17 protein-coding genes are annotated in these 23,797 nt (G+C 65.0%); 11 read left to right on the plus strand and 6 right to left on the minus strand.

Annotated elements, in window-relative coordinates; genetic code table 11:
* Positions 1-116: 116 nt before the first annotated feature.
* On the plus strand, positions 117-3,410 hold the full coding sequence (locus OU994_RS01760; protein WP_281609389.1) for a DEAD/DEAH box helicase: 3,294 nt from the start codon (positions 117-119) through the stop codon (positions 3,408-3,410).
* 17 nt (positions 3,411-3,427) lie between these two features.
* On the opposite strand, the gene OU994_RS01765 is transcribed toward OU994_RS01760, so the two are convergent.
* Positions 3,428-5,230: a serine hydrolase gene (locus OU994_RS01765; protein ID WP_281609390.1), complete on the minus strand. Its 1,803-nt coding sequence runs from the start codon at positions 5,228-5,230 to the stop codon at positions 3,428-3,430.
* A gap of 127 nt (positions 5,231-5,357) precedes the next feature.
* Between OU994_RS01765 and OU994_RS01770 the strand changes: the two genes are divergently transcribed.
* From OU994_RS01770 to OU994_RS01790, 5 genes are all read left to right on the plus strand, one after another.
* The gene (locus tag OU994_RS01770) at positions 5,358-6,116 is read left to right on the plus strand and encodes a MipA/OmpV family protein (protein ID WP_281609391.1); all 759 of its coding nucleotides are present in this window, start codon (positions 5,358-5,360) and stop codon (positions 6,114-6,116) included.
* Positions 6,117-6,122: 6 nt separating this feature from the next.
* The gene (locus OU994_RS01775) at positions 6,123-6,797 is read left to right on the plus strand and encodes a response regulator transcription factor (protein ID WP_281609392.1); all 675 of its coding nucleotides are present in this window, start codon (positions 6,123-6,125) and stop codon (positions 6,795-6,797) included.
* A gap of 10 nt (positions 6,798-6,807) precedes the next feature.
* Positions 6,808-8,154, plus strand: coding sequence for a HAMP domain-containing sensor histidine kinase (locus tag OU994_RS01780; protein ID WP_281609393.1), 1,347 nt, complete (start codon positions 6,808-6,810; stop codon positions 8,152-8,154).
* A 22-nt stretch (positions 8,155-8,176) separates the two neighbouring features.
* The gene (locus OU994_RS01785; protein ID WP_281609394.1) at positions 8,177-8,743 is read left to right on the plus strand and encodes a hypothetical protein; all 567 of its coding nucleotides are present in this window, start codon (positions 8,177-8,179) and stop codon (positions 8,741-8,743) included.
* A 125-nt stretch (positions 8,744-8,868) separates the two neighbouring features.
* Positions 8,869-11,124 carry a PhoX family phosphatase gene (locus OU994_RS01790; protein WP_281609395.1) on the plus strand — a complete coding sequence of 752 codons (2,256 nt, stop codon included), beginning with the start codon at positions 8,869-8,871 and terminating at the stop codon, positions 11,122-11,124.
* A 157-nt stretch (positions 11,125-11,281) separates the two neighbouring features.
* On the opposite strand, the gene OU994_RS01795 is transcribed toward OU994_RS01790, so the two are convergent.
* Entirely contained in the window at positions 11,282-11,644 is a 363-nt protein-coding gene (locus OU994_RS01795) for a hypothetical protein (RefSeq protein WP_281609396.1), read from the minus strand.
* Between the two features lie 391 nt (positions 11,645-12,035).
* Here OU994_RS01795 and OU994_RS01800 point away from each other — a divergent pair, with 391 nt between their 5' ends.
* Positions 12,036-13,853, plus strand: coding sequence for a DUF885 family protein (locus tag OU994_RS01800; RefSeq protein WP_281609397.1), 1,818 nt, complete (start codon positions 12,036-12,038; stop codon positions 13,851-13,853).
* Between the two features lie 168 nt (positions 13,854-14,021).
* On the opposite strand, the gene OU994_RS01805 is transcribed toward OU994_RS01800, so the two are convergent.
* The gene (locus OU994_RS01805) at positions 14,022-15,575 is read right to left on the minus strand and encodes a DUF4157 domain-containing protein (protein ID WP_281609398.1); all 1,554 of its coding nucleotides are present in this window, start codon (positions 15,573-15,575) and stop codon (positions 14,022-14,024) included.
* A gap of 329 nt (positions 15,576-15,904) precedes the next feature.
* Positions 15,905-17,734, minus strand: coding sequence for a glutamine--fructose-6-phosphate transaminase (isomerizing) (gene glmS, locus OU994_RS01810; protein WP_131148429.1), 1,830 nt, complete (start codon positions 17,732-17,734; stop codon positions 15,905-15,907).
* Positions 17,735-17,926: 192 nt separating this feature from the next.
* Between glmS and OU994_RS01815 the strand changes: the two genes are divergently transcribed.
* On the plus strand, positions 17,927-18,391 hold the full coding sequence (locus OU994_RS01815) for an Lrp/AsnC family transcriptional regulator (RefSeq protein ID WP_281609399.1): 465 nt from the start codon (positions 17,927-17,929) through the stop codon (positions 18,389-18,391).
* A gap of 668 nt (positions 18,392-19,059) precedes the next feature.
* Positions 19,060-19,656 carry an ACP phosphodiesterase gene (locus OU994_RS01820; RefSeq protein ID WP_281609400.1) on the plus strand — a complete coding sequence of 199 codons (597 nt, stop codon included), beginning with the start codon at positions 19,060-19,062 and terminating at the stop codon, positions 19,654-19,656.
* A gap of 86 nt (positions 19,657-19,742) precedes the next feature.
* On the opposite strand, the gene glmU is transcribed toward OU994_RS01820, so the two are convergent.
* Complete coding sequence (gene glmU, locus OU994_RS01825) at positions 19,743-21,119, minus strand: bifunctional UDP-N-acetylglucosamine diphosphorylase/glucosamine-1-phosphate N-acetyltransferase GlmU (RefSeq protein WP_281609401.1); 1,377 nt, start codon at positions 21,117-21,119, stop codon at positions 19,743-19,745.
* Between the two features lie 40 nt (positions 21,120-21,159).
* Here glmU and OU994_RS01830 point away from each other — a divergent pair, with 40 nt between their 5' ends.
* Positions 21,160-22,032 carry a DUF6279 family lipoprotein gene (locus OU994_RS01830; RefSeq protein ID WP_131148425.1) on the plus strand — a complete coding sequence of 291 codons (873 nt, stop codon included), beginning with the start codon at positions 21,160-21,162 and terminating at the stop codon, positions 22,030-22,032.
* A gap of 4 nt (positions 22,033-22,036) precedes the next feature.
* On the opposite strand, the gene OU994_RS01835 is transcribed toward OU994_RS01830, so the two are convergent.
* Positions 22,037-22,786: a DeoR/GlpR family DNA-binding transcription regulator gene (locus OU994_RS01835; protein WP_281609402.1), complete on the minus strand. Its 750-nt coding sequence runs from the start codon at positions 22,784-22,786 to the stop codon at positions 22,037-22,039.
* Between the two features lie 107 nt (positions 22,787-22,893).
* Between OU994_RS01835 and OU994_RS01840 the strand changes: the two genes are divergently transcribed.
* Positions 22,894-23,583, plus strand: coding sequence for an NUDIX hydrolase N-terminal domain-containing protein (locus OU994_RS01840; RefSeq protein WP_281609403.1), 690 nt, complete (start codon positions 22,894-22,896; stop codon positions 23,581-23,583).
* The last annotated feature ends 214 nt before the right edge of the window (positions 23,584-23,797 follow it).

The raw sequence follows: 23,797 nt of genomic DNA on the forward strand, positions 1-23,797 counted from the left end.
GGCAGGACACGGGCGGACATCCGGAGCGAACCTGAGTGAAACCTGCGCGGCGGCGGACAATCGGCAACGGCGACCGGCGATAATGTCGCATCCATCTACCTTGCAATGCTCCTGTCATGCACTTGTCCGTCGACCAGATCGCACACGAGTTCGATACCGCCACCTTTGCACGCGGCGAAGATTACGTACGCCGCCGCAAGGTCGTCACCTTCGAGTGGGACGATGCATTCCTGTATGGCGAAGTCGAGGGCAGCGGCGCGGAAGTCTATGTGCAAAGCATTTACCTGGAAGCAGGCCGGCGCGGCTTGCGGGTCAAGGGTTCCTGCACCTGCCCGATGGATTACAACTGCAAGCACGTGGTCGCAGTGCTGCTGGCCAGCATGAAACACCAGAAGGCAGCGCCGGCGGCACCTCCGTCAGCCTTGCCGGCCAGTGCGGAACGATGGCTGGAACGCCTCGCGCGCACGTTCACACAAGCCAGCACGCCACCGGTGCCGGCCCGCGGCGCGGAATACCGCCTGGTGTACGTGCTGGTGCCGGACGGCGAGGACGGCGCGCTGCGGCTGAACGTGGGCAAGGCGCGCCTGCGCAAGGATGGCGGCATCGTCGCCGCCACCATCCACAACGACTTCTACAGCCTGCTGTCCACGCGGCCGAACTACATGCGGCCGGAGGACGAAGAGCCGGTCCGCCTGCTGTCCGCACTGCGCACCGGCAGCATGTTTGCCGGCGATATCCGGCCTGCCGGCCCGATTGGCACCCGCCTGCTGGAGCAGTTGCGTGCGGAAAACCGCCTGCTGTTCGCGCACTCGACCGCCAGGCTGAAGAACGGCGATGTGGTATCAGTCCGGCAAGGCCCGCCACGCAGCGCCACGCTCGGCTGGCACGCCGACGACGCCGGCAACGGCCAGGTCCGGCTGGGCTGGCGCTTCGACGACGGCACGCCGGTCGGCCATGTGCTGGCCACGGAGCCGGCACATTACGTGGACGGCGGCATGCTGGGCGAGCTGGCGCTGCCGCGCGAACTTGCCGTGCTGCCCCTTGCCGACCTGCTGGACCTGGTCGCGAACGCACCGCAACTGGCACCTCAGCAGCGCGCCGGCATGGCGGCACGCCTGGCCGCGCAAGGCCTGGACCGGGTGCTGCCCGCGCCGCTGGAACTGGCGACGCGCCAGCGCAGCGATATTGCACCGGTGCCGCACCTGCTGCTCGACAGCCGGGCCGCCAACCTCCGCGACAAGCCGGCGTGGGACGATCACGCGCTGCTGCATTTCAATTACGACGGCGTATCCACCGAAGGCGAGACCGGGCCGGTATTGCGCCGGACGACGGGGGACACGATCGAACTGGTGGCGCGCGACATGGAAGCCGAACGGGCGGCCGCGGACTTGCTCGCCAGCCTGGGATTTGCCGCCGACACGGAGAAATCGCTACCGGGGCGATACCCTTCCATGCGGCTGCCTGCGCCACAAGACTGGATCGGCTTCATGCGCCATGGCCTGCCGCGCCTGCGCAAGGCCGGCTGGCAGGTCTCGATGAACACCGGTTTCCGCTTCGACTTCGATGATCCGCAAGACTGGTATGCCGAGCTGGACGAGGAAGGCGAGGGCGTCAGTGCCTGGTTCGCCCTCGGACTCGGCTTCGTCATCGATGGCCAGCGCCACGCGCTGCTGCCCCTGCTGCTGCAATTGATCCGCGCAGCGCCGCACGACTTCGATGCCGCGGCCCTGGCCGCGCGCGCGGATGGCAGCGAGATCCTTGTCGACCTGCCCGATGGCCGGCGCGATGCGCTGCCGTGGAGCCGCATCCGGCCGATCCTGGCCACGCTGGGCGAACTGTATTTCGCCGAACGCCTGGGCAGCACGCTGCGCCTGCCCGTGACCGACGCCGCCCGGCTGGCGGAACTGGAACGGGCCGCGCAGCTGCGCTGGCTGGGCGGCGAGCGCCTGCGCGAACTGGGCAGGAAACTCGACGGCTTCGCCGGCGTCATGCCGGTGGCTGCGCCGGCCGGCTTGCGCGCCACGCTGCGCGCCTACCAGCTCGACGGCCTGGCCTGGATGCAGTTCCTGCGCGAATACGATTTCGCCGGCATCCTGGCCGACGACATGGGGCTCGGCAAGACGATCCAGACGCTGGCCCACATCCTGGCCGAAAAGGAGGCCGGCCGGCTCGATGCGCCCGCGCTGGTGGTGGCGCCGACCAGCCTGATGGGCAACTGGCAGGCCGAGGCCGCGCGCTTCGCTCCTAACCTGCGCGTGCTGCTCCTGCATGGCAAGGACCGGGCCGCGCTGTTCGACGGGATCGGCCAGGCCGAGCTGGTGCTGACAACCTATGCATTGCTCGGCCGCGACGAGGACGTGCTGCGCCAGCGGCGCTACCACCTGCTGATCCTGGACGAAGCGCAATACATCAAGAACAGCCGTTCGCGCGCCGCCCAGGTGGCCTGCCTGCTCGATGCGCGGCATCGCCTGTGCCTGACCGGTACCCCGGTGCAGAACCATCTGGGCGAACTGTGGTCGCAGTTCCATTTCCTGATGCCGGGCCTGCTGGGCGACGAAAAAGCCTTCAATGCCCATTTCCGCAAGCCGATCGAGCAACAGGGCGACACCTTGCGCAAGGACTTGCTGGCGCGGCGCGTGAAGCCGTTCATGCTGCGGCGGACCAAGGACAAGGTGGCCACCGAGCTGCCGCCGAAGACGGAGATCGTGCTGCCCGTGGAACTGGGGGGTGCGCAGCGCGACCTGTATGAAACGGTGCGCGTGGCCATGGACCGCAAGGTGCGCGACGAGATCGACCGCAAGGGCCTGGCGCGCAGCCAGATCGTGATCCTGGACGCGCTGCTCAAGCTGCGCCAGGCATGCTGCGACCCGCGCCTGCTCAAGGGACGCGATACCGCCAGCGCCGGCTCGGCCAAGCTCGACACGCTGATGGAGCTGCTGGACACGCTGCTGAGCGAAGGCCGCAAGGTGCTGGTGTTCTCGCAGTTCACCAGCATGCTGGCGCTGATCGCGGCGGCCCTGCGGGCCCGCGCTGTCGAGTTTGCCTTACTGACGGGCGACACGGTCGACCGCGCCGCGCCGATCGCGGCCTTCCAGGAGGGCAATGCCGCGGTGTTCCTGATCAGCCTGAAAGCTGGCGGCGTCGGACTGAACCTGACCGCGGCCGATACGGTCATCCACTACGATCCCTGGTGGAATCCCGCCAGCGAAAACCAGGCCACCGACCGGGCCTGGCGCATCGGCCAGGAACGGCCGGTGTTCGTCTACAAGCTCATCGCGCGCGGCACGCTGGAGGAGAAAATCCAGGAGATGCAGCGCCGCAAGGGCGAATTGGCCAATGCCGTGCTGGATGCCGAGGGGGCACTGGCGCCAGCGCTCGGCGTGGAGGAATTGCGGGCGATCCTTGCATAGCCGGTGGATTGCCGTCTTCAAGCCCACAGGCGCAGCGGCAACAAGTCCCATGCGGCCAGCACGATCGCCAGTTGCAGGATCGCCACCATGGCCAGGGCATCGATCCGTCGGCCGCTCCCGCGCCGCAGCGCCAACGCCAGGCCGCCCAGCATCGCCACCGGCAAGGCGGCCGTGACGATCGCCAGCAGGGCACTGGCCACCGTCAGGTCGCCCAGCTGGAGCAATGACTGCCGGTAAAACAGCGGCAACGGCAGCAGCAGTGCCAGCACGCCCGCCAGTGGGATCGCCAGCGGATCGCGCGGCGGCAAGCGCCGCAGCGCCAGCCGCGCCAATCCCTTCGCCGCGATCCAGGCCAGTCCCAGCAGGCCGGCGGCCACGCTGCACCACAGCGATGCCAGGTACGCCAGCGATACCCGTGCATGGCTTTGCGTGCCAGTGGTGAGGATGCGCTGCCCTTCTGCCGACAGGAGCAGCGCATGGGAGGGCAGCACCTTGCCGGGCGCGCGGAACAGCCCCTTCCCCGCATGGACAAGAACCAGCGCCGGGCCCTGGAGCGGCTCCAGATGAAGCGCCGCGCCGCCGCCGCGCACCCGCACGAAGCCAAACACGGTATCGATGAAGCGCAGGCTGTCGAAACGGTTGGGGGCGGGCACGTACCAGCCTTCCCAGGGGCGCGGATCGAATGGGGGCGCCACGCGCGGCGCGGGCGTGGCCATGGCCGGCACGAGTACCTGCGCCAGCAGCGCATCGAAGCGCTGGTAATCGGCCGCTTCGTTGTCGGTATTGAAGGCGATGAAAAAGCCTTTTTGCGCTGCCGGGAACAGGCACAGCACGGCCTTGAAGCCGACCGTGCTGCCGCCGTGGCATCGGGCCACCAGGCCGTGGCGGTCGAAGGTGCGCAGTCCCAGGCCATAGCCGACCTGCAGGCCCGCACGTGCCGCCTCGGTTCCCGCGGGCTCGCCCATCCGGCGCAGCAGGGCCGGATCGATGAAGCCCCGGCCGCCGATGCTGCCGTCGCCCATCAGGAAGCGGGCGAAGCGGCCCATGTCCGCCGCGGTGGTCGTGAACTGGCCGGCAGGGCGCATATACGATGGCATCGCCCCGTGGCGGGCGCCATGCTCGAAGTGGCCCATGGCCAGGCGCGGATCGGCGGATTGCGTGACGAACGCGAAGGTGCTGTCGTGCATGCCCAGGGGCGCCAGCAGGGCCCCGTCCAGGTAGCGTTCGTAGCGCTGCTTCACGACGGCTTCGATGACCATGCCGAGCAGCGTGTAGCCCATGTTCGAATACGAATGCCGCGTGCCGGGGCGGTGCCGCACGCGCAGCAGCCCGCTGCCGGCCGGGAAGGCGGCGGCAAGCGGCGCATCGTCCCGCGCCTTCATCGTAAACACCTGCCAGAAATGGACATCGTCCAGCCCGGACGTGTGATCGAGCAGGTGCCGCAGGCGTACCGGGTCGCTGGCCTGCCATGGATTGTCGAAGGCCATCTCGGGCAATAGCGCGGTCACCGGCATGTCCAGCGCCAGGCGGCCTTCGGTGACCAGGCGCAGGATGCCGGCCGCCAGCAAGGTCTTCGCGATGGAGCCCACCTGCACGCGATGGTCCACCCGCATCGGCGCGCGGCTGCGGGCATCGCTGATGCCGGCGGCGCCATGCGTGTCGAGGGTGGACCACACGGCGCCTTCGAGACGCTGCGCCTGCAGCAGCGCGGCGACCCGGGGCGCGAGGGAGGTCGCTGCCGAGCCGTGTGCCACATTGTGTGCCAGGCCTGGCGGGATAAAGACAAGCAGGAGTGCCAGCAGGGTGATCAGCGTTTTCAAGGGGTACCCGAACAAGAACGAGTCCTCAGCATACGCAGCCGGCGGTGAAAAATTGGTGAAATGCCGTCAGTTTGCGGACAGGTAGTCCGGCTGACAATCTCCGCTCCAACCATGAAGGAGCGACAATATGATCAAGCATGCAGCATTGGCCCTTGGCCTGGCAGCGGTGTTCCCGGCCGGTGCCAGCACCCTGTTCCCCACGGTGGGCGAAAAAGGCCCGCCACAGATCGGCATCGGCCTGGCCGCGCTGGTGGAGAACGAAGGCTACAAGGATGGCGGCACCGAAACCGAGCCGCTGCCGGTGTTTTTCTACCAGGGCGAACGCTTGCGCGTGCTCGGTCCGCAGCTGACCTATCGCGTACTGGGCGACCGCGACAACTACATCGGCCTGCGCGTCGATTACCGTTTCGACGGCTACGACAAGGATGACGGCGCGATCTTCGACGGCATGGAGGAACGCAAGAGCGGCATCGCGGTGGGTGTCGCCGGGCAGTTGCGGGCGGGCCCCGGCAACATCTACTACAGCGCGGCGAAAAGCGCTTCCGCCAGCAAAGGCATGTATGCGACCATTCAATATGGCATCCCGGCCACGGTCGGCGGATGGACGGTTACGCCGCGTGCCGGCGTCGAATATTTCAATGCAAAGTATGCGGACTATTATTTTGGCGTGCGGACGCACGAAGCGCGCACCGGCCGCCCGGCCTATGCCCCGGGCAGCGCGTTCAACCTCGATGTCGGTGTCGACGTGCACCGCGACCTGGGCCGCCATCACACGGTGTTCGGCAGCGTGAAGTACCGCCGCTACGACGGCGCCATCAAGGACAGTCCCCTGATGGAGAAGGGCGCTTCGCCACGGCTCAATATCGGCTACCTGTACCGCTTCTGACCGGATATGCAACGCGTCATCCTCATCGAAGACAACGAGCGCATGGCCGCCCTGGTGGCCAGCGGCTTGCGCGCCGCCGGCATCAGCGCCGACATTGCCGCCACCGCGTCGGAAGGGGCGGCGGCGCTGCGCCTGTCGACCTATTCCGCCATCGTGCTCGATCGCGGCTTGCCCGACGGCGACGGCCTGGCGTGGCTCGGCAGCCAGCGCCGCGCCGGGAATACCTTGCCGTGCCTGATCCTCACCGCGCGCGATGCGCTGCACGACCGGGTGGACGGCCTGGAGAACGGCGCCGACGATTACCTGGCCAAGCCGTTCCCGATGGTGGAGCTGGTGGCGCGCGTGCGTGCGCTCCTGCGCCGGCCCGCCGGCCTGGTCAGCCTGGTCGCCAGCTGGCAGGGCTTGCAGGTCGATCCCGCGCAGTCCAGCGTGCAGTACGGGAGCCAGACCCTGCGCCTGTCCGAGGCGGAAACCCAGGTCCTGCTGTCGCTGGTGCGCGCCGGCGGTACTTTCCTGCGCCGCTCGCAGCTGGAAGCGGCCGCCTGGGGATTGAGCATTGCCACCACCAGCAACGCGCTGGACGTGGTGGTGTACCGGCTGCGCACCAAGCTGCTCAAGCTGGGCGCGCCGCTCGACCTGGTGGTACGGCGGGGCGTGGGCTATGCACTGGCCGGGCGCTAGGCTGGCGGCGATGCGGCGCTCGCTGGCCGGCCGGCTGCTCAGCGGCATCCTGCTGGCGGTGGGCGGCACCGCCATCGCCTTCGGCCTGCTGTTCCAGTGGATCGTGCTGAACAATTCATCGCTGATGGTGAAGGATGGCCTGGTCGGCCAGGGCGAAGAAATCCTCGACAACCTGCGCACCGGGCCGGACGGCAAGCTGCAGGTACGCATGCATGAACCCATGCAGACGGGCTACGACGCCTTCTACCGCAACCTCAAGTACCGGGTGCTCGACGCGCACGGCGCAGTGCTGGTGAGTTCCGAGCGGGACGGCCGGCCGCTCATGGCGTTTACGGCCGTCGATGCCACGCGCTTCAGCCACAGCGACGAAGGCGGCGTGGCCCTGTCGGTCGCCACCATCCCGGCCACCCATGAAGGCCGCCGCATCTATATCCAGACCGGGCGCAGCGACCGCTTCGCCGACCTGGCCATCGAGGCGATCACGCCCGCGGTATTCCAGAGCGCGGCGCTGGTGACGATCCTGGCCGTGCTGTCCCTGTCGGTGGTGCTGGTCTGGCTGACGCGGCGCGCCCTGCGCCCGGTGCGGGCCATCTCCATCGAAGCATCGCGCATTTCTCCCGACAGCATGGAACGGCGCCTGCCCACCGCGGGCCTGCCGGAAGAAATCGCGCCGCTGGTGAACGCCTTCAATGCAGCCCTCGACCGGGTGCAGGAGGGATACCGCAGCCAGCAGCGCTTCATTGCCAACGCCGCCCACGAACTGAAGACGCCACTGGCCGTGCTGCGTGCCGAGATCGAACTCGATGGCCATCGCGGCCATGAACGCTACCTGCGCGATATCGACCTGATGGCCCGCATCGTCCAGCAACTGCTGCAGCTGACCGAAGCGGCGGAGCGCTCCAGCTACGCGTTCCGGCCTGTCGACGTGGTGCAGATCGCCCGCGAGGTCTGCGATTTCCTGGCGCCGCTGGCGGCATCTTCCCGGATCGTGCTGGCACTGGACGGAGACGCGGATTGCGTGCTCGCGGCGGATCCTGGCGCGCTGTTCGGCCTGCTCAGGAACCTGGTGGAAAATGCGCTGCGCTATTCCCCGCCGGGCGGCACCGTGACGGTGGAAGTGGCCGCCGGCCGCCTGCAGGTGAGCGACCAGGGCCCGGGCGTGGCGCCGCAAGAGGTGGCCTTCCTGTTCGAGCGCTTCTGGCGCAGCCAGGCGCGCCAGACCGATGGGGCCGGGCTGGGCCTGGCGATCGTGGCCGAAGTGGCACGCAATCATGGCTGGAACGTGCGCTACCGGCCGAACCTGCCGGCCGGGGCGGTGTTCGTTGTCGGATTCAATGAGGACGGATCGGCCCCATGATTTTCCTGCTACGCTAGCCGCCATGCACATCGGCCAACATCCCACGCATACCCTCGAATTGCGCGTACGCGAACTGTCGCAACTGTTCAATTCACTGGATCCCACCCCCTTCCTCAATCGCGACCTGGATCGCTCTTGCGAGGCCTATATCGAGAACTGGGCGTTGCCCCTGCCGTTCGACAGCCGCCTGCAACTTGTCATCCATGTCGAGCAGCCTGTCTCGGCCGCGGAAGCAGGCGAATTGCTGGCCGATGCCATCCACAATCACTACGGCTACAAGATCGAACTGGTGCGCGGAGAACTGGGCCAATTGCTGAGCCAGGGCCGCGCCAGCCTGGCGATCGGCCTTGTCTTCGTCGCGGCCTGCCTCACCGCTGGCGAGCTGATCTCTGGTGCATTCCCCGGACACGCCGCGAAGATTGCACGGGAAAGCCTGACCATCATCGGCTGGGTGGCCATGTGGCGGCCCGTGCAGATCTTCCTCTACGACTGGTGGCCGTTGAAACGCCGCATCCGGACGCTGGAAAATCTGCGCTTTGCGCGGGTATCGGTGCTGCCTGGCCAAGGTACCGGCACGGCTGCCGGCTAGATCGGACCACCACCGGCAACTGTTCGCCGCGCTGTCATCATTCGGTCATCAAGCGGTCACGAGAGGGTCATTTATCGACATTAAAATCTTGTCGTTTTGCAACCCACCAGGCATAGGACCCAGCAATGAACAAGCCGAACGACTTGACGCCCGCAGTGATCGCGGCGGACGACACCGACAGCACTTCGTCGAATCACTTCAACGCCGTGCTCAGCGCACGCCTGAGCCGGCGCAACATGCTGCGCGGCGGGTTTGCCACGGCAGCCACCGCGGTCCTCGGTGGCATGGGCCTGGCCGGCTGCGGCGGTTCGGACGACGATCCGGTGATGCCGCCCACCACCAGCCCGACGCCGCCAGCCCCGGCGCCGGCTGAAAAACTGCTGGGCTTTGCCGCCGTGCCGAAGAGCCTGGCGGACAGCGTCAGCGTGCCGGCCGGTTATACCGCCACCGTGCTGTACGCGCTGGGCGATCCGCTCCGCGCCAGCACCCCGGCCTACAAGAACGACGGCACCGATACCGATTTCGACAACCGCGCCGGCGACCACCACGACGGCATGGAATTCTTCGCGCTGTCCGCCACCGGCACGCCATCGACCACGGCGTCGGATCGCGGCGTGCTCGCCATGAACCACGAGGCGACCACCGATGAAAAACTGTCGTCCCACTTCCTGCACGCGAACGGCGGCACCACCAGCCTGCCGCGCCCTGCCGCCGAAGTGGACAAGGAAGTCGCCGTCCACGGCATCAGCGTGGTGGAAGTGAAGAAGACCGGCACCACCTGGGCCACGGTCAACGATTCCACGTTCAACCGCCGCATCACGCCGCTGACGGACGTGGAAATCGGCGGCCCGGCACGCGGCAGCGCGCTGCTGGTCACCAAGTACTCGCCGGATGGCACGCGCACGCGCGGCACCCTGAACAACTGCGGCAACGGCCGCACGCCGTGGGGCACCTACCTGTCGGGCGAAGAGAACTGGTCCGGCTACTTCGCGCGCTCGGCCACCGACGATGCCGCCCGCGACGCCAAGAGCGTGGCTTCGCTGCGCCGCTATGGCCGCAACCAGGGCGCCACGTCGCGCCACGGCTGGGAAACCGCCGGCACGGACGACAAGTACCAGCGCTGGGACATCAGCAAGAAGGGCGCTTCGGCCAACGGCAGCGACGACTACCGCAACGAGATGAACGGCCAGGGCTACATCATCGAAGTCGATGCCTACGACAAGACCAAGCCGGCCAAGAAGCGCAGCGCGCTGGGCCGCTTCGCGCATGAAAGCGCCGCGTTCGGCATCGCCACCGCCGGCCAGCCGCTGGCCGTCTACATGGGCGACGATTCGCGCAACGAATACATCTACAAGTTCGTCTCGGCCGCCGCCTGGGCCGCCGCCGACGCCACCCCGACGGACCGCATCGCCACCGGCGACAAGTATCTCGATTCGGGCAAGCTGTATGTCGCCAAGCTGAACGCCGACGGTACCGGCCAGTGGATCGAACTGTCGATGGACAATCCGCAGATCAAGGCGTATGCCGCCTACCAGTTCGCCGACCTGGCCGACGTGGTGGTCAACGCGCGCCTGGCGGCCGATGCGGTGGGCGCAACCAGGATGGACCGCCCGGAATGGTGCTCGGTCAACCCGGCCAACGGCGAGATCTACTACACGCTGACGAACAACTCGAACCGCAACGTCAATCCGAGCGGCTCGTCGCAGCTGGCACCGGATGCGGCCAACCCGCGCGCCTACACCGACATGAAGGGCAGCAGCGCGCAGAACGGCAATCCGAACGGCCACATCATCCGCTTCAAGGAAGGCACCGGCGCCGGCGCGGCCACCACCTTCCAGTGGGATGTGTACCTGTTCGGCGCCGAGAGTGGCGCGGATGCGACGAAGATCAACCTGTCGTCGCTGACCGCCGACCAGGACTTCTCCAGCCCGGACGGCTTGGCGTTCCTGAAGAGCACCGGCATCTGCTGGATCCAGACCGACGATGGCGCCTACACCGACGTGACGAACTGCATGATGCTGGCCGCCCTGCCGGGCCAGGTGGGCGACGGCGCCAAGACCACGCTGACCTACGACAAGGCCGACGGCAGCAAGCTGGCCGTGGATACCTTCGTGGGCAAGAAGGCGACTCCGGACACGCTGAAGCGCTTCCTGGTCGGCCCGGTGGGTTCGGAAATCACCGGCATCACGGAAACCCCGGATGGCAAGGCGCTGTTCGTCAACATCCAGCACCCGGGCGAAAGCACGTCGCTGGCCAATATCGCCGATCCGACCAAGTACACCAGCCAGTGGCCGAGCAATGCCGGCTACGGCCCGGGCAAGCGTCCCCGTTCGGCAACCATCGTCATCACGAAGAACGACGGCGGCCGTATCGGTACCTGATCGCCCCACGGCGTGAACGAAAAAGCCGGCGCTTGCCGGCTTTTTTTCGTTCGATGTCGTGCTTCGGGGCGCTTGTTCGCCGCCCGCTCAAATGAAGCCCGCGTTCGCGGCGGCCATTGTTGCCAGGACAGGCGCCGCTCACCGCGGCGCCGGCTGGTCAATTGAAGACACTGTACGAATCAGGATTCGCGGCGCGGTAGGCAACCAGTTCGGCACGCACCTCGGCGCGGGTCTTGCCTTGCGCGCCAGTGTCGACCGGCTGCGCCGGATACTGTTCCCCGTGGACCAGCTCGCCACGCTGCCGGGCGATCAGCACCTCCGCTTTCACCTGTTCGCGTGTCTTGGTGGAGACCGTCTCGAACGTGTTTCCTGCGTACTGTTCGCCATGAGTCGCGTAGCCGGCGGCGGCAGTGCGCTCTGCGACGATCTCGACACGGGTAATGCTGGCGCCTTCATGGGCCGCCACGGCGGCGGAAGCGGACAAGGCGATGGTAGCAATGACGGTGGCGATGGTTTTCATGGTGAGGCTCCTTGAATGATTGGTGTGAGTTCGTCTCCTCGCCATTTAAGTAGCCAACAACTACATAGTGCGCTACTTATTTGACGCTTGCCGGGTTCGGCGGAAGACCAGTGAACGTACTTTACATCGCGCACGATCAAATAGCTAGCTAAATATCACTATGGATGCGATAGCGTTTTCTGGCGCGATGGACCGGCTTGGGCGCATTGGGTGAAGGGCAGGCCCCTGTTGCCGCACCGCGACAGGGGCGCGCTGGTAGATCAAATTCCTGAAAACCAATGGACGAAGCAAACTTGTTGGTTTGTAATGGTTCGATAGTCACGTCGACATCGATTGATACCTGGACATCCTCCAGCGATGCATCCCATTGTTACCACGGCCAAAAACCACCATGACTTCGATAAAACGCCTCGGCCTGATCACCGCAACCGCTTTCCTGGCCTTCAGTGCGACGCCACTGCTCGGCGCCAGCCCGACATCGGCAGCACAGGCTGCGCAATCAGCAAAGAGCGCGACGGCGACGCAACGCATGGCGGAGCTGGCCGCCGATTATTACCAGTTCAACGGCCGGTTCGAACCGCTCTATGCCACCTATGCAGGGGATAACCGTTTCGATGACGAGCTTGGACTGAGCATCGCGCCTGCCGAGCGAGCCCGGCGACATGCCGCCTATCGCGGATTTGCCACGCGGCTCAAGGCGATCGCACCCTCCCAGCTCAGCGCAGCCGACCGGATCAGCCACGACATCATGGCCTACGAAATCCAGACGGTGCTGGACATGGCGTCGTTTCCGGATCACCTGATGCCGATCAACCAGATGGGCGCGATTCCGATGGAACTCGCCATGGTGGCGGATGGGAAAGGCGCGCTTCCGTTGGCGACACCGAAGCACTACGACAATTTGTTGCGTCGGCTGGTCCAGCTCACGCCATGGATCGACCAGGCCATCGCCAATATGCGCGCAGGAATCGAGGCCGGTGTCGTCCTGCCGAAGCCGTTGATCGTCTCGACACTGCCGCAGTACCGCGACCTTGCCACGACCGACATCGAAAAGAATCCGTTCTATGCCGGCATCAAGAACCTGCCGGATAACTTTTCGGCGGCCGAGAAAGCCAGGATCACGAAAGCGTACCAAAGCGAGATCACCAACCGGCTCCAGCCGGCACTCGCCAGGCTGGCAGCTTTCATGGAGAAGGAATACCTGCCGGCAGGGCGCTCCACATCCGGCCTCTCCGACCTGCCGAATGGCGCAAAGTGGTACCAGCAGAATATCGTTTATGCCACCACGACCCGCCTGACGCCGGACGAGATCCATGCGATGGGACTGGCCGAGGTGGCGCGCATCCAGCAGCAGTTCGCCGTGGTGGGTCCGAAGATGGGTTACCAGGGACCAGCTGCCGAACTACCGAAATGGGTAGCGGGCCAGTCCCGATACAGGCCGTTCAAGGATGACCAGGAAATCCTCGAGGTATATCGCAAGCTCGACGTGGCCGTCGCATCGAAATTGCCCGCCTTGTTCACGCTGGTGCCGAAGTCGCCACTGGAGCAGCGCCTGGAGCCCGAACTGACGCGGGCAACAGCGTCCGATCATTACACGGGACCGAGCACCGACGGAAAACGTCCGGGCATTTTCTGGTCTGTCGTGAATGACGCGAAGGAATACGACCGCACCAAGATGACCAGCCTGTACCTGCACGAGGGCAGGCCTGGTCACCACTTCCAGGTCGCCCTTCAGGTGGAAACACCCTTGCCGGACTTCCGCCGCTTCGGCGGCAATAATGCCTTTGCGGAAGGCTGGGCACTCTACGCGGAGACCCTGGGCAGCGAGATGGGCCTGTACGAAGAACCCGACCAGTATTTCGGTCACCTCAACAGTGAGCTGCTGCGCGCGGCGCGCCTCGTGGTGGACACGGGTTTGCACGCGAAAGGCTGGAGCCGCGAACGGGCGATCGGCTACCTGAAGGAAGTGAACGGTTACACGGACCAGGTTGCCAAGAGCGCCATCGAACGCTACATGGCGTTGCCCGGGCAGGCGCTCGGCTACAAGGTTGGTTCACTGAAGATCCAGGCGTTGCGCAAGCGTGCCGAGGAAGCCTTCGGCAAGCGCTTCTCGCTGCCGGCCTTTCACGCCGTCGTGATCGGCGACGGTTCGCTTCCTCTTGCCGTGCTGGAGCGTAAGGTGGAGCGCTGGATAGCAGAGGCCAAGTGAATGATGGTTTTCGCGATGGGCGACTTTTGACGGCGTAGTCGCCCATTGGCGAGGCCAGTCCGTGGCGCGGCGCGGATCGAGGAGGGCGCTGCTTGGCGTCGTTACTGTCGTGTCACCCAGCAACAATGCCGAAGGAGTGGCTCGGCGTGCAAACCCGAAAGTCTGCAATCACAACGCTCCTTTGATGGTCGTCCAGAATTTGCCCGCATGGAACTCGGCTACCGTCCAGAAAGGACCATCGAGCATCGGTGCACCGATCTGGGATGAGCTGGCAAAATCGAGGCCGTCGAATGACTGGCAAGTTCCGTTGACAAACAACGGCGCGCTGCATTTGGGGCGAACCGATTTTGTTGTCGTGGTCACGTTTGCGTCTGTCCGCAAATAGTGGGATGCGAAATCCGTTCCCCACGCCTGCGAGTCGCAGCCAACCGAGCGGACCGCTGCGTTGCGGGTGAACCAGCAACGTCGGGGAAACAGGCCGGCGTTCGCCAGCGGGTAAGTTGGCGGCGGTTCTTCAGGATTGAATCCCGCCGGCGCAAAATTGCCGGCACCACCCCACATCGAGCCGCCCCCGGCGTGTCCGAAAATTACCATGTCGGCGATTGGGGAAGCCCCGCCGTTGGAAGTAAGTTCGAGATCCACATCGGGCTCGGTGCTCGACACGCTGCCCGGATAAAACAGTGCAGCAAGGTTTGCATGGTTAGGCTCGGCAGTGGCGTCGAACAGATGGATGCTTAACGTTGAACCCGTGGTCGCAGTCAGGTTCGAGATATCGAACTGGTCGCCCGTGTTGATGTAGAGCTCATATCGCGCGTTGAAATTGGCCGGTGGCGCGGGCAGGGTCGCCGCACGCATGCTGACCGGCCGAATGCATTTCCAGTCGTTGAAATGGGCGCCGGCCTTTTTCGCCAGGCCACCCAGGGTATCGGTGTCGCTATCCGACGTGGCCGTGTTGCCGTCGATTTTCCAGCGGCGCAGCACCGGGTGTGCATCCCGCGACACGATATCGCGGACTGCCCCGGCACCCAGGACCGCTGAAGCCGGGGCAGGCATCAGTTGCGCTGTCACCCGGTCGGCTTCGTGCTCTGCCTGGTCCCCGGCGCGGCCGAGCATGATGTTCCCCGGCGTGGGGCCTGCGCCGGCCTGCTGAACCACATGCGTCAATTCGTGCGCCAGCAGGCGGGCGCCGTGCGCGGTACCCGGCGCAAACTGGCCTGCGTCGAAGACGATATTCCGGCCAACCGTGTAGGCGTGGGCGGAAACGGCCCGGGCCGATTCCGCCGCGTGGCGATCCGTATGCACCCGGACATGGCCGAAGTCATGGCCAAAGCCTGCCTCCATGCGGGCCCGCGTGGCGGTGTCCAGCGACTGGCCCGGCGCGCGCAGCACGCTGGCGACGCCGGCAGCGGCGTCGGCATGGCCCGGCGCAACCGTTCCGGATGAAGGGCGGCCATGCGGTGCCATGGGCTTGGGCGACGTGGCGCTGCGCGGTTGACGAAATACATGAACGGGCGCCGCGCCGGCTGGCCGTTGCGCACCCACGACACCGATGGCAAGGCTGGATCTGGCCTGGCAGCGGGGACACGAACCGCCGCATGCACACGAATGCGGTGGCGCCGGGATGCGTTCAGGTTGAGTGACAGGTGCAGGGGCCGCGTGGCGCTGTACGAGAGGGCCGCCGGTACGGCCGCCAGATGATTTTTTCTGTTCCAGTGCCAGCATGACATGCTCCTCTTCAACGAAGGAACCAGCCCGACGGTGGCCCGCATTGCCGGACCTTGGTGCGGCGATGTTAGCACGCGCGGCAGGGGGAGGTGGCGGTGGCGGGATCGGAGGGGTGCTGCAGGCTGGCCGTGTCCCGATCCGCAAACAATCAGTTGGTCGGAGTAACGGCCGCTTCCGCAGCCGGAAGCGGCCAGTCGCAGCGTGCACTGTATATGGGCATCCCTGTTGCCGCCACCCTTGGGCTGGTGGCTGGCAGGGCCCGCTCCGACCAGCGTAATTCCGCCCCGACCAACTGTATTCGCGCTAGACACAGCGGAAAACCGCCCTTACTCCACCGTCACCGATTTCGCCAGGTTACGCGGCTTGTCCACATCGGTGCCCCGTGCCAGCGCGGTGTGATACGCCAGCAGCTGCAGCGACACCACGTGCAGGATCGGCGACAGGCAGCCGTAGTGTTCCGGCATGCGGATCACGTGCACGCCTTCGCCGGAGGTGATGCGCGAATCGACGTCGGCGAACACGTACAGCTGGCCGCCGCGGGCGCGCACTTCCTGCATGTTCGATTTCAGCTTCTCGATCAGCGCATCGTTCGGGGCGATCGTCACCACCGGCATTTCTTCCGTCACCAGCGCCAGCGGGCCGTGCTTCAGTTCACCGGCCGGGTAGGCTTCGGCGTGGATGTACGAGATTTCCTTCAGCTTCAGTGCACCTTCCAGGGCGATCGGGTAGTGCATGCCGCGGCCCAGGAACAGCGCGTTTTCCTTGCGGGCGAAATCCTCGGCCCAGGCGATGATCTGCGGTTCCAGCGCCAGCACGGCGGAGATCGCCGAAGGCAGGTGGCGCATGTCCTTCAGGTGCGCGGCTTCTTCTTCGTCGGTAAGGCGGCCATTGACTTGCGCCAGCGACAGCGTCAGCAGGAACAGCGCGGACAGCTGCGTGGTGAAGGCCTTGGTGGACGCCACGCCCACTTCGACGCCGGCGCGGGTGATGTATGCCAGCTTGCACTCGCGCACCATCGCGCTGGTAGCCACGTTGCAGATCGTCAGCGTGTTTTCCATGCCCAGCGAGCGGGCATGCTTCAGCGCGGCGATCGTGTCGGCCGTTTCGCCGGACTGGGAAATCGTCACCACCAGCGTGGACGGATTCGGCACGCTGTCGCGGTAGCGGTATTCGCTGGCGATTTCCACGCTGACTGGTACCTTGGCGATCGATTCGATCCAGTACTTGGCCGTCAGGCCCGAGTAGTAGCTGGTGCCGCAGGCCAGGATCAGCACGCGGTCGATTTCCTTGAAGACCTTGTGGGCGCCGTCGCCGAACAGCTCGGGCATGATGCCGGTCACGCCTTCCAGCGTATCGCCCACCACGCGCGGCTGCTCGAAGATTTCCTTCTGCATGTAGTGGCGGTACGGGCCCAGTTCCGCGGCGCCGGTGTGCGCGTGCACGGTTTTCACTTCACGCTCCACCTGCTTGCCGTTCACGTCGACGATCCAGGCACGGCCCAGTTGCAGGTCGACCACGTCGCCTTCTTCCAGGTAGATGATCTGGTCGGTGGTGCCGGCCAGCGCCATTGCGTCCGATGCGACGAAGTTCTCGCCCTTGCCCAGGCCGACGATCAGCGGCGAGCCCTGGCGCGCAGCCACCACGCGGTGCGGTTCTTCGCGGGAGAACACGGCGATCGCATAGGCGCCATGCAGGCGCTTGACGGCCTGCTGCACGGTCTCGAACAGGTCGCCGGTGTACAAGTGGTCGACCAGGTGGGCGATCACTTCGGTGTCGGTCTGGCTCTGGAACACGTAGCCCAGCGCCGTCAGCTCGGCGCGCAGTTCGTCGTGGTTTTCGATGATGCCGTTGTGGACCAGCGCAATGCGGGCGTTATCGGAATTGGGCGAGAAGTGCGGGTGGGCATTGTGCGAGGCTGGCGCGCCGTGCGTGGCCCAGCGGGTGTGGGCGATACCGGTGAAACCTTGCAGGCCGACTTCCTGCATCTGCTTTTCCAGTTCCGCCACGCGCGACGTGCTGCGCGAACGCTGCAGGCGGCCATCCGTGTGGAGCGCGACGCCGCAGGAATCGTAGCCACGGTATTCCAGGCGCTTCAGGCCTTCGATCAGGATCGGGGTGATATTACGTTGCGCTACCGCGCCGACGATGCCGCACATGGTGACCTCTACAGTGAATGTTGATATGTCGACAATGGTAGTTCACTAGGATGGAAATATGCTTACTTATTGCGGCAATATATGAAACAATATTTTGTCATTACTTGGTAATGAAATTTTATTGCGATAGTAATCGAATTTTTTTCATATATTTCTTTGTCGCGCTTGTGGCGCCAACGCAGAAAGGAAGACATGGAGATTTCACTGGATGAGCTGGACCGCCGCATCCTGAATGCATTGCAGGAAGACGCCGCTATCACCAATGCGGAACTGGCGCAGGTCGTGCATGTGTCCGCCCCGACCTGCCTGCGCCGCGTCAAGGCGCTGCGCGATGCCGGCATCATCGAGCGCCAGGTGGCCATCGTGGCACCCGACAAGGTGGGCTCGCGCTTGACGGCCATCGCCGAAGTCACGCTGGATGTGCAGGCGGCGGACAGGATGGCCGAGTTCGAGGTGCTGGTGGCGCAGGAAGCGGCGGTACTGCAGTGCTACCGGGTGTCGCCCGGCCCCGATTTCGTGCTGGTCGTGCAGGTCGGCGACATGCCGGCTTATCACGCGCTGGCCCATCGCCTGTTCACGAGCCATGCCAATGTGCGCAACGTGAAGGCGTATTTCTCCACGTTCCGCAGCAAATTCGAGACACGCATCGCCGTTTGACGGGCCGGCTGATCGGTTGTTATCCACCGCCATCCACAGGATGTGCATGGGCTTGTCCACCGGCTTTTCCACTGCCGATCCCCCGTTTATCTCCAGCTTATACAGGGTTATGCAGGCCCTTATACCGGCTTGATCACAAGGTTTTCCACAAAGTTTCCCACAGCCGTGTGCACCGGTCCCTGGCTGCCAGGCCATGGGGCGCGGCATTGCTGCCGCCGCGTGCACCCATATGCCGGGCATGGCCCCCAGGAATTTTCGGCTGTGAGTAAATGGGGTGGTTATTCACCGACGCCCGGAGACCAAGCCGCCACCTCCACCCTGGCGACCTGGCAGGCGCTCGTCGTGCCAAATGAGCAGGCAAGTCAGCGTGCGGGAACGCTTGAAAACCACCTGCCCACATGTTTTCCCAGGGCTTTTCCACAAACTTATCCAGCGCTGCCGCCACATCAAAAACACCGGTTTACAAGCCATACAGGGCTATCCACGGCTTATCCCGGCCTTTTGCGCAGGCTTGCCCACAACCTTATCCCCATACGGGCATCGATAGCATGTTTACCGGCGATCCCAGCCCGCGTACGACATTGCACACTGGCTACCCACTGGTTTTACCCGGGCTTGTGCACACGCTTGTCCACAGCAGGGCCGGTCGGCAGCGGCTAGAATGGCGCATGAATTACCTGGCCCACGTGTACCTGGCCCGGCACTCCGATGCGGCGATGGTCGGCGCGATGCTGGGCGACTTCGTCAAGGCGAACGATATCGCGGCGTACCCGCCCGAGATCGCGCGCGAAATCACGCTGCACCGTCATATCGACAGCTATACGGACAGCCATCCGGCCGTGCTGGCATCGAAGGAATTGTTCGGCGAGGGCCGGCGCCGCTATGCGGGCATCGTGCTCGATGTGTTCTACGACCATGAATTGAGCCGGCACTGGCACCAGTGGTGCGACGTGCCGCGCGCGGCGCTGATCGCCCGCTTCTATGACGCGCTGGCGGCGCACGAGCCGATGCTGCCGCCGCGGCTGCGCGAGATGCTGCCCTACCTGGTGCGGCAAGACTGGCTGGGGGGGTACGCCACGTTCGATGGCGTGGAAGGGACGATCGCGCGGGTATCGCGCCGCCTGAGCCGCAATGGCGAATTGCTGCGCGACGGCGTGCAGGACCTGGTGCGGCACCGCGACGCCATCGCGGCAGGCTTCGAGCGCTTCTTCCCCGACCTGGTGCGGTTCGCGGAAGAGCGCAGGGCGCAACTGCTGCTTGCGTAGAGTTGCTTGCCTGGAGTTGCTTGCCTGGAGTTGCTTGCTTGGCGGCTTGCCGGGCTGCTGCCTGGCTGCCGCTACCTCCCCCTTGCTTACTTCTTGGCCTTGACCGGGCGCTGCCAGCCTTCGATCGTGACCTGCTTCGGACGGGAAATCGTCAGCATGCCGGCCGGGGCGTTTTTCGTCAGCGTGGTGCCGGCACCGATCGTGGCGCCGGCGCCCACCGTTACCGGGGCCACCAGCTGGCTGTCGCTGCCGATGAAGGCGTTGTCCTCGATGATGGTGCGGAACTTGTTGGCGCCGTCGTAATTGCAGGTGATGACGCCGGCACCGATGTTGACCCGCGAGCCCACTTCCGAGTCGCCCACGTAGGCCAGGTGGTTGGCCTTGCTGTGCGCGGCGACCTGGCTGTTCTTGATTTCAACGAAGTTGCCGACGTGGACATCCTCGCCCAGCGTGGTGCCCGGACGCAGCCGCGCATAAGGCCCGATCAGCGATTTCGGGCCGACGGTGGCGCCCTCGATGTGGCAGAAAGGCTTGATCTGCGCGCCTGCCTCGATCGTCGCGTCGACGATCACGCTGTGTGCGCCGACCGTCACGCCATCGGCCAGCGTGACCTTGCCTTCGAAGACGCAACCGACATCGATCGTCACATCGCGGCCGCAGACCAGTTCGCCGCGGATATCGATGCGGGCCGGGTCCAGCACCGTCACGCCTTTTTCCAGCAGGGTGCGCGCCAGGTTGTTCTGGTGGATCCGTTCCAGCTCCGCCAGCTGCACCTTGCTGTTCACGCCCAGTACTTCCCATTCCGCGGACGGATGCGCGGACACGACCTCGACGCCATCGGCCACGGCACGGGCCACGATGTCCGTCAGGTAGTACTCGCCTTGCGCATTCTTGTTTTCCAGCGACGCCAGCCATTTTTTCAGGTGGCCGGTGGGGATGCACATGATGCCGGAATTGATTTCCTTGATGGCGCGCTCTTCTTCCGTTGCATCCTTTTCTTCGACGATGCGCACGATGCGATTATCCTCGCGAACGATGCGCCCCAGGCCGAACGGATTTTCCTGCACCACGGTGAGGATGCCCAGCTTGTCGGCACCGGCCGCATCGACCAGGCGCTGCAGCGAAGAAGTGGTGGTCAGCGGCACGTCGCCATACAGCACCAGCGTGGGTACCGCTTCATCCAGCACGGGCAGCGCCTGCATCACCGCATGGCCGGTGCCCAGTTGCGGTTCTTGCAGCGCCGCGGAGATTTCAACGCCGCCGCGCGCCTTCTGCTCCTCGAGAGCGGACAGCACCGTGGCGCCCCCATGCCCGTAAATCACACATAATTTAGCCGGGGCAAGGCCACGCGCCGTATCGATCACGTGCGCCAGCAACGGCTTGCCTGCCAGCGGGTGCAGTACCTTGGGCAGGGCCGATTGCATGCGCTTGCCCATGCCGGCAGCGAGAATGACTACGTTCATAAGCTGAATTCGTTAAGTTAATAATATGTAAAAGTTTAACATGCAGACATCGTCCTACCGTACGTGGTTCCTGGTTGCCCTGCTGGCGCTTGTCGCGGCGTGCAGTTCACTGAAACTGGCCTATAACAATGGCGACACGCTGCTGTACTGGTGGCTGGACAACTATGTCGACTTCGATGACGAACAGAGCGACCAGGTCAAGAAGGACATCAACGACCTGTTCCGCTGGCACCGCAAGACCCAGTTGCAGGATTACGTGCACGTGCTGCAGCGCGCCCAGCAACAGTTGCGGGGCAATCCCACGCCGGCGGACCTGCGCGCCGACTATGACGATATCCGCGCCCGCACCCAGGCGCTGTTGCTGAAGGCGGCGCCGGACATCGCCGACCTGGCGCTGTCGCTGAAGCCCGAGCAGCTGGCGCAGATGGAAAAGAAATTCGCCAAGAATAACGACAAGTTCCGCCGCGAGAACATGAAGGGCGATCGCGAAGACCAGAACGAATTCCGCTACAAGAAATCGATGGAGCAGTTCGAACTGTGGTTCGGCAGCTTCTCGCGCGAACAAAAGGAGATCATCCGCAAGGCCTCCGATGCACGGCCACTCGATAACGCCATCTGGCTCGACGAACGCATGCGCCGCCAGCGCAACGTGCTGGCCCTGGCGCGCCGGATCATGCAGGAAAAGCCTTCGCGCGAACAGGCGGTCGCGCAGATCCAGAGCCTGATCCGGGAAAGCTTCGCGCGCCTGGACAACTCCGAGCGCAAGGCCTTCTATGAAGCCAATACCAATGCGTCGATCGGCCTGGTGCACACGGTGATCGGCATCGCCACGCCGGAGCAGAAAGCCCACGCGCAAAAACGCATGCAGGGCTGGATCAACGATTTCAATACCCTGGCCGCCGAAGTCAAGTGAGCCGTCACAGCACGCGAATCCCCAGGTCGCGATAAGGCGCCAGTTCGGCATCCGGCACCGATCCTGCCGTGACAAGCGTACCGATGCGGCCCGCCTCGCACACCACGTACGAGGCGGCCGTGCCCAGTTTCTCCGGCGTTACCAGTGCCACCACGTGCTTCGATGCGTTGACGATGGCGCGCTTGACGGCCGCTTCCTCCGCGTCGGCGACGGTCAGCCCGGCCGACGGGTGCAAGCCATAGGTGCCGATGAAACAGACATCGGCCAGCAACTGGCGATAGAAATCCACCGTTTCCGTGCCCAGGTTGACGCGGTACTGCGCGTGCACGCGGCCGCCGGCCATGCGCACTTCGATGGCCGGGTGATCGAGCAGCGCCAGCGCGGCCGGCAGGCTGTGCGTGGCCACCGTCAGCTTGCCCATGGCGGGCAATTGGCGCGCCAGCCATCCCGCCGTGGTGCCGCCATCGAGAATGACCAGCTGCCCCTCGGCCACCAGCGCCAGCGCCTTCCGTGCAATGTCCTGCTTGGCCACCGCGTCGTGCTGTTCGCGGGCCTGGTAGGCGTTCGGGATCGGCGAGGGCAGCAGCGCGCCGCCGCGGATACGCGTCAGTGCGCCCTGGCGGGCCAGTTCGTCGATATCGCGGCGGATCGTATCCTCGGACACGTCCAGCGCTGTGCTGAGTTCGCCTAGCTGCACCTGGCCGTGGCGTTGCAATTGGTCGAGGATGCGGCGGAAACGTTCGTGCTTGAGCATGGTCGGGTCGGTCAGGTCGGGTCAAGTCATGTTTGCGGTATTTTGCGACTTATTGCAATAATCTGCAAGAAAAGCTAGGCTATCGCTATTCTTTCCTGGAGCCGCCGATGAACACCAATTTTTCGCTGCCGTCTTCCGATCCCGCTACCGCCGCCGCCGCGTTGCAAGGCGGCATGTGGCTGGGCATCGCCCAACGCCTGCAGGCGCTCGCACAGGCCGGGCTGGCCTACGATCCCCACGTATTCGATGCCGAGCGCTACCAGGAAGTGCTGGCGCTGAGCCAGCAGATGCTGAGCCACCTGACGGGCCAGCCCGTCGCCCAGCTGCGGGATGCCATCGCTCTCGAGCGCGGTTATCCGACACCGAAGGTCGACATCCGCGCGGTGCTGTTCAACGGTACCGACCAGGTGCTGATGGCGCGTGAAAAGCACGACGGCGGGCGCTGGTCGCTGCCGGGCGGCTGGGCGGACGTCGGCTGCACGCCGTTCGAGGTGGCGGTCAAGGAAGTGCGCGAGGAAACCGGCCTGGACACGGAAGCCGTGCGGCTGCTGGCGCTGTGGGACAAGCGCGTGCACCCGCATCCGCCCCAGGCGTGGTACGTGTACAAGGCGTTCGTGCTGTGCCGGCCCACTGGCGGCGCGCTGCTGGCGGACACTCCTGAGACAAGCGAGGTGCGCTGGGTCTCGCGCCATGAGCTGCCCGGACTGCATCTGTCGGTCGACCGGGTCACGCTGTCGCAGCTGGAAACGCTGTTCGCCTTCGCGGAAAACCCGGACTTGCCGACCTTGTGCGATTGAACACTTCAGCACCGGCAAGTCAACTGTTGCCAAAAAACGGGGACAGTCCCCGAATTTTGGCAACATTTAACAATGCGGGCATTCGCCAGAGTACGCGGGTACGCCAGGGGTACAACGCCAGCGAGTGACCGGTTCACAAACCGTGGTTTTGTGGCACTCCCCACTACTAAATGTTGGCTAAGCGCGACAGAAAACGTTGCTAAAATTCGGGGAC

It is taken from the genome of Pseudoduganella sp. SL102, from assembly GCF_027856995.1.
GTDB lineage: Bacteria > Pseudomonadota > Gammaproteobacteria > Burkholderiales > Burkholderiaceae_D > Rugamonas > Rugamonas albidiflava.

Excerpts from the sequence above, each read along its gene's own strand:
- OU994_RS01790 (WP_281609395.1), top strand. The coding sequence starts at position 8,869 with ATGAACAAGCCGAACGACTTGACGCCCGCAGTGATCGCGGCGGACGAC.
- glmS (WP_131148429.1), bottom strand. The coding sequence starts at position 17,734 with ATGTGCGGCATCGTCGGCGCGGTAGCGCAACGTAATATCACCCCGATC.
- OU994_RS01775 (WP_281609392.1), top strand. The coding sequence starts at position 6,123 with ATGCAACGCGTCATCCTCATCGAAGACAACGAGCGCATGGCCGCCCTG.
- OU994_RS01840 (WP_281609403.1), top strand. The coding sequence starts at position 22,894 with ATGAACACCAATTTTTCGCTGCCGTCTTCCGATCCCGCTACCGCCGCC.
- OU994_RS01770 (WP_281609391.1), top strand. The coding sequence starts at position 5,358 with ATGATCAAGCATGCAGCATTGGCCCTTGGCCTGGCAGCGGTGTTCCCG.
- OU994_RS01780 (WP_281609393.1), top strand. The coding sequence starts at position 6,808 with ATGCGGCGCTCGCTGGCCGGCCGGCTGCTCAGCGGCATCCTGCTGGCG.
- OU994_RS01830 (WP_131148425.1), top strand. The coding sequence starts at position 21,160 with ATGCAGACATCGTCCTACCGTACGTGGTTCCTGGTTGCCCTGCTGGCG.
- OU994_RS01760 (WP_281609389.1), top strand. The coding sequence starts at position 117 with ATGCACTTGTCCGTCGACCAGATCGCACACGAGTTCGATACCGCCACC.
- glmU (WP_281609401.1), bottom strand. The coding sequence starts at position 21,119 with ATGAACGTAGTCATTCTCGCTGCCGGCATGGGCAAGCGCATGCAATCG.
- OU994_RS01820 (WP_281609400.1), top strand. The coding sequence starts at position 19,060 with ATGAATTACCTGGCCCACGTGTACCTGGCCCGGCACTCCGATGCGGCG.
- OU994_RS01835 (WP_281609402.1), bottom strand. The coding sequence starts at position 22,786 with ATGCTCAAGCACGAACGTTTCCGCCGCATCCTCGACCAATTGCAACGC.
- OU994_RS01815 (WP_281609399.1), top strand. The coding sequence starts at position 17,927 with ATGGAGATTTCACTGGATGAGCTGGACCGCCGCATCCTGAATGCATTG.
- OU994_RS01785 (WP_281609394.1), top strand. The coding sequence starts at position 8,177 with ATGCACATCGGCCAACATCCCACGCATACCCTCGAATTGCGCGTACGC.
- OU994_RS01805 (WP_281609398.1), bottom strand. The coding sequence starts at position 15,575 with ATGCTGGCACTGGAACAGAAAAAATCATCTGGCGGCCGTACCGGCGGC.
- OU994_RS01795 (WP_281609396.1), bottom strand. The coding sequence starts at position 11,644 with ATGAAAACCATCGCCACCGTCATTGCTACCATCGCCTTGTCCGCTTCC.
- OU994_RS01800 (WP_281609397.1), top strand. The coding sequence starts at position 12,036 with ATGACTTCGATAAAACGCCTCGGCCTGATCACCGCAACCGCTTTCCTG.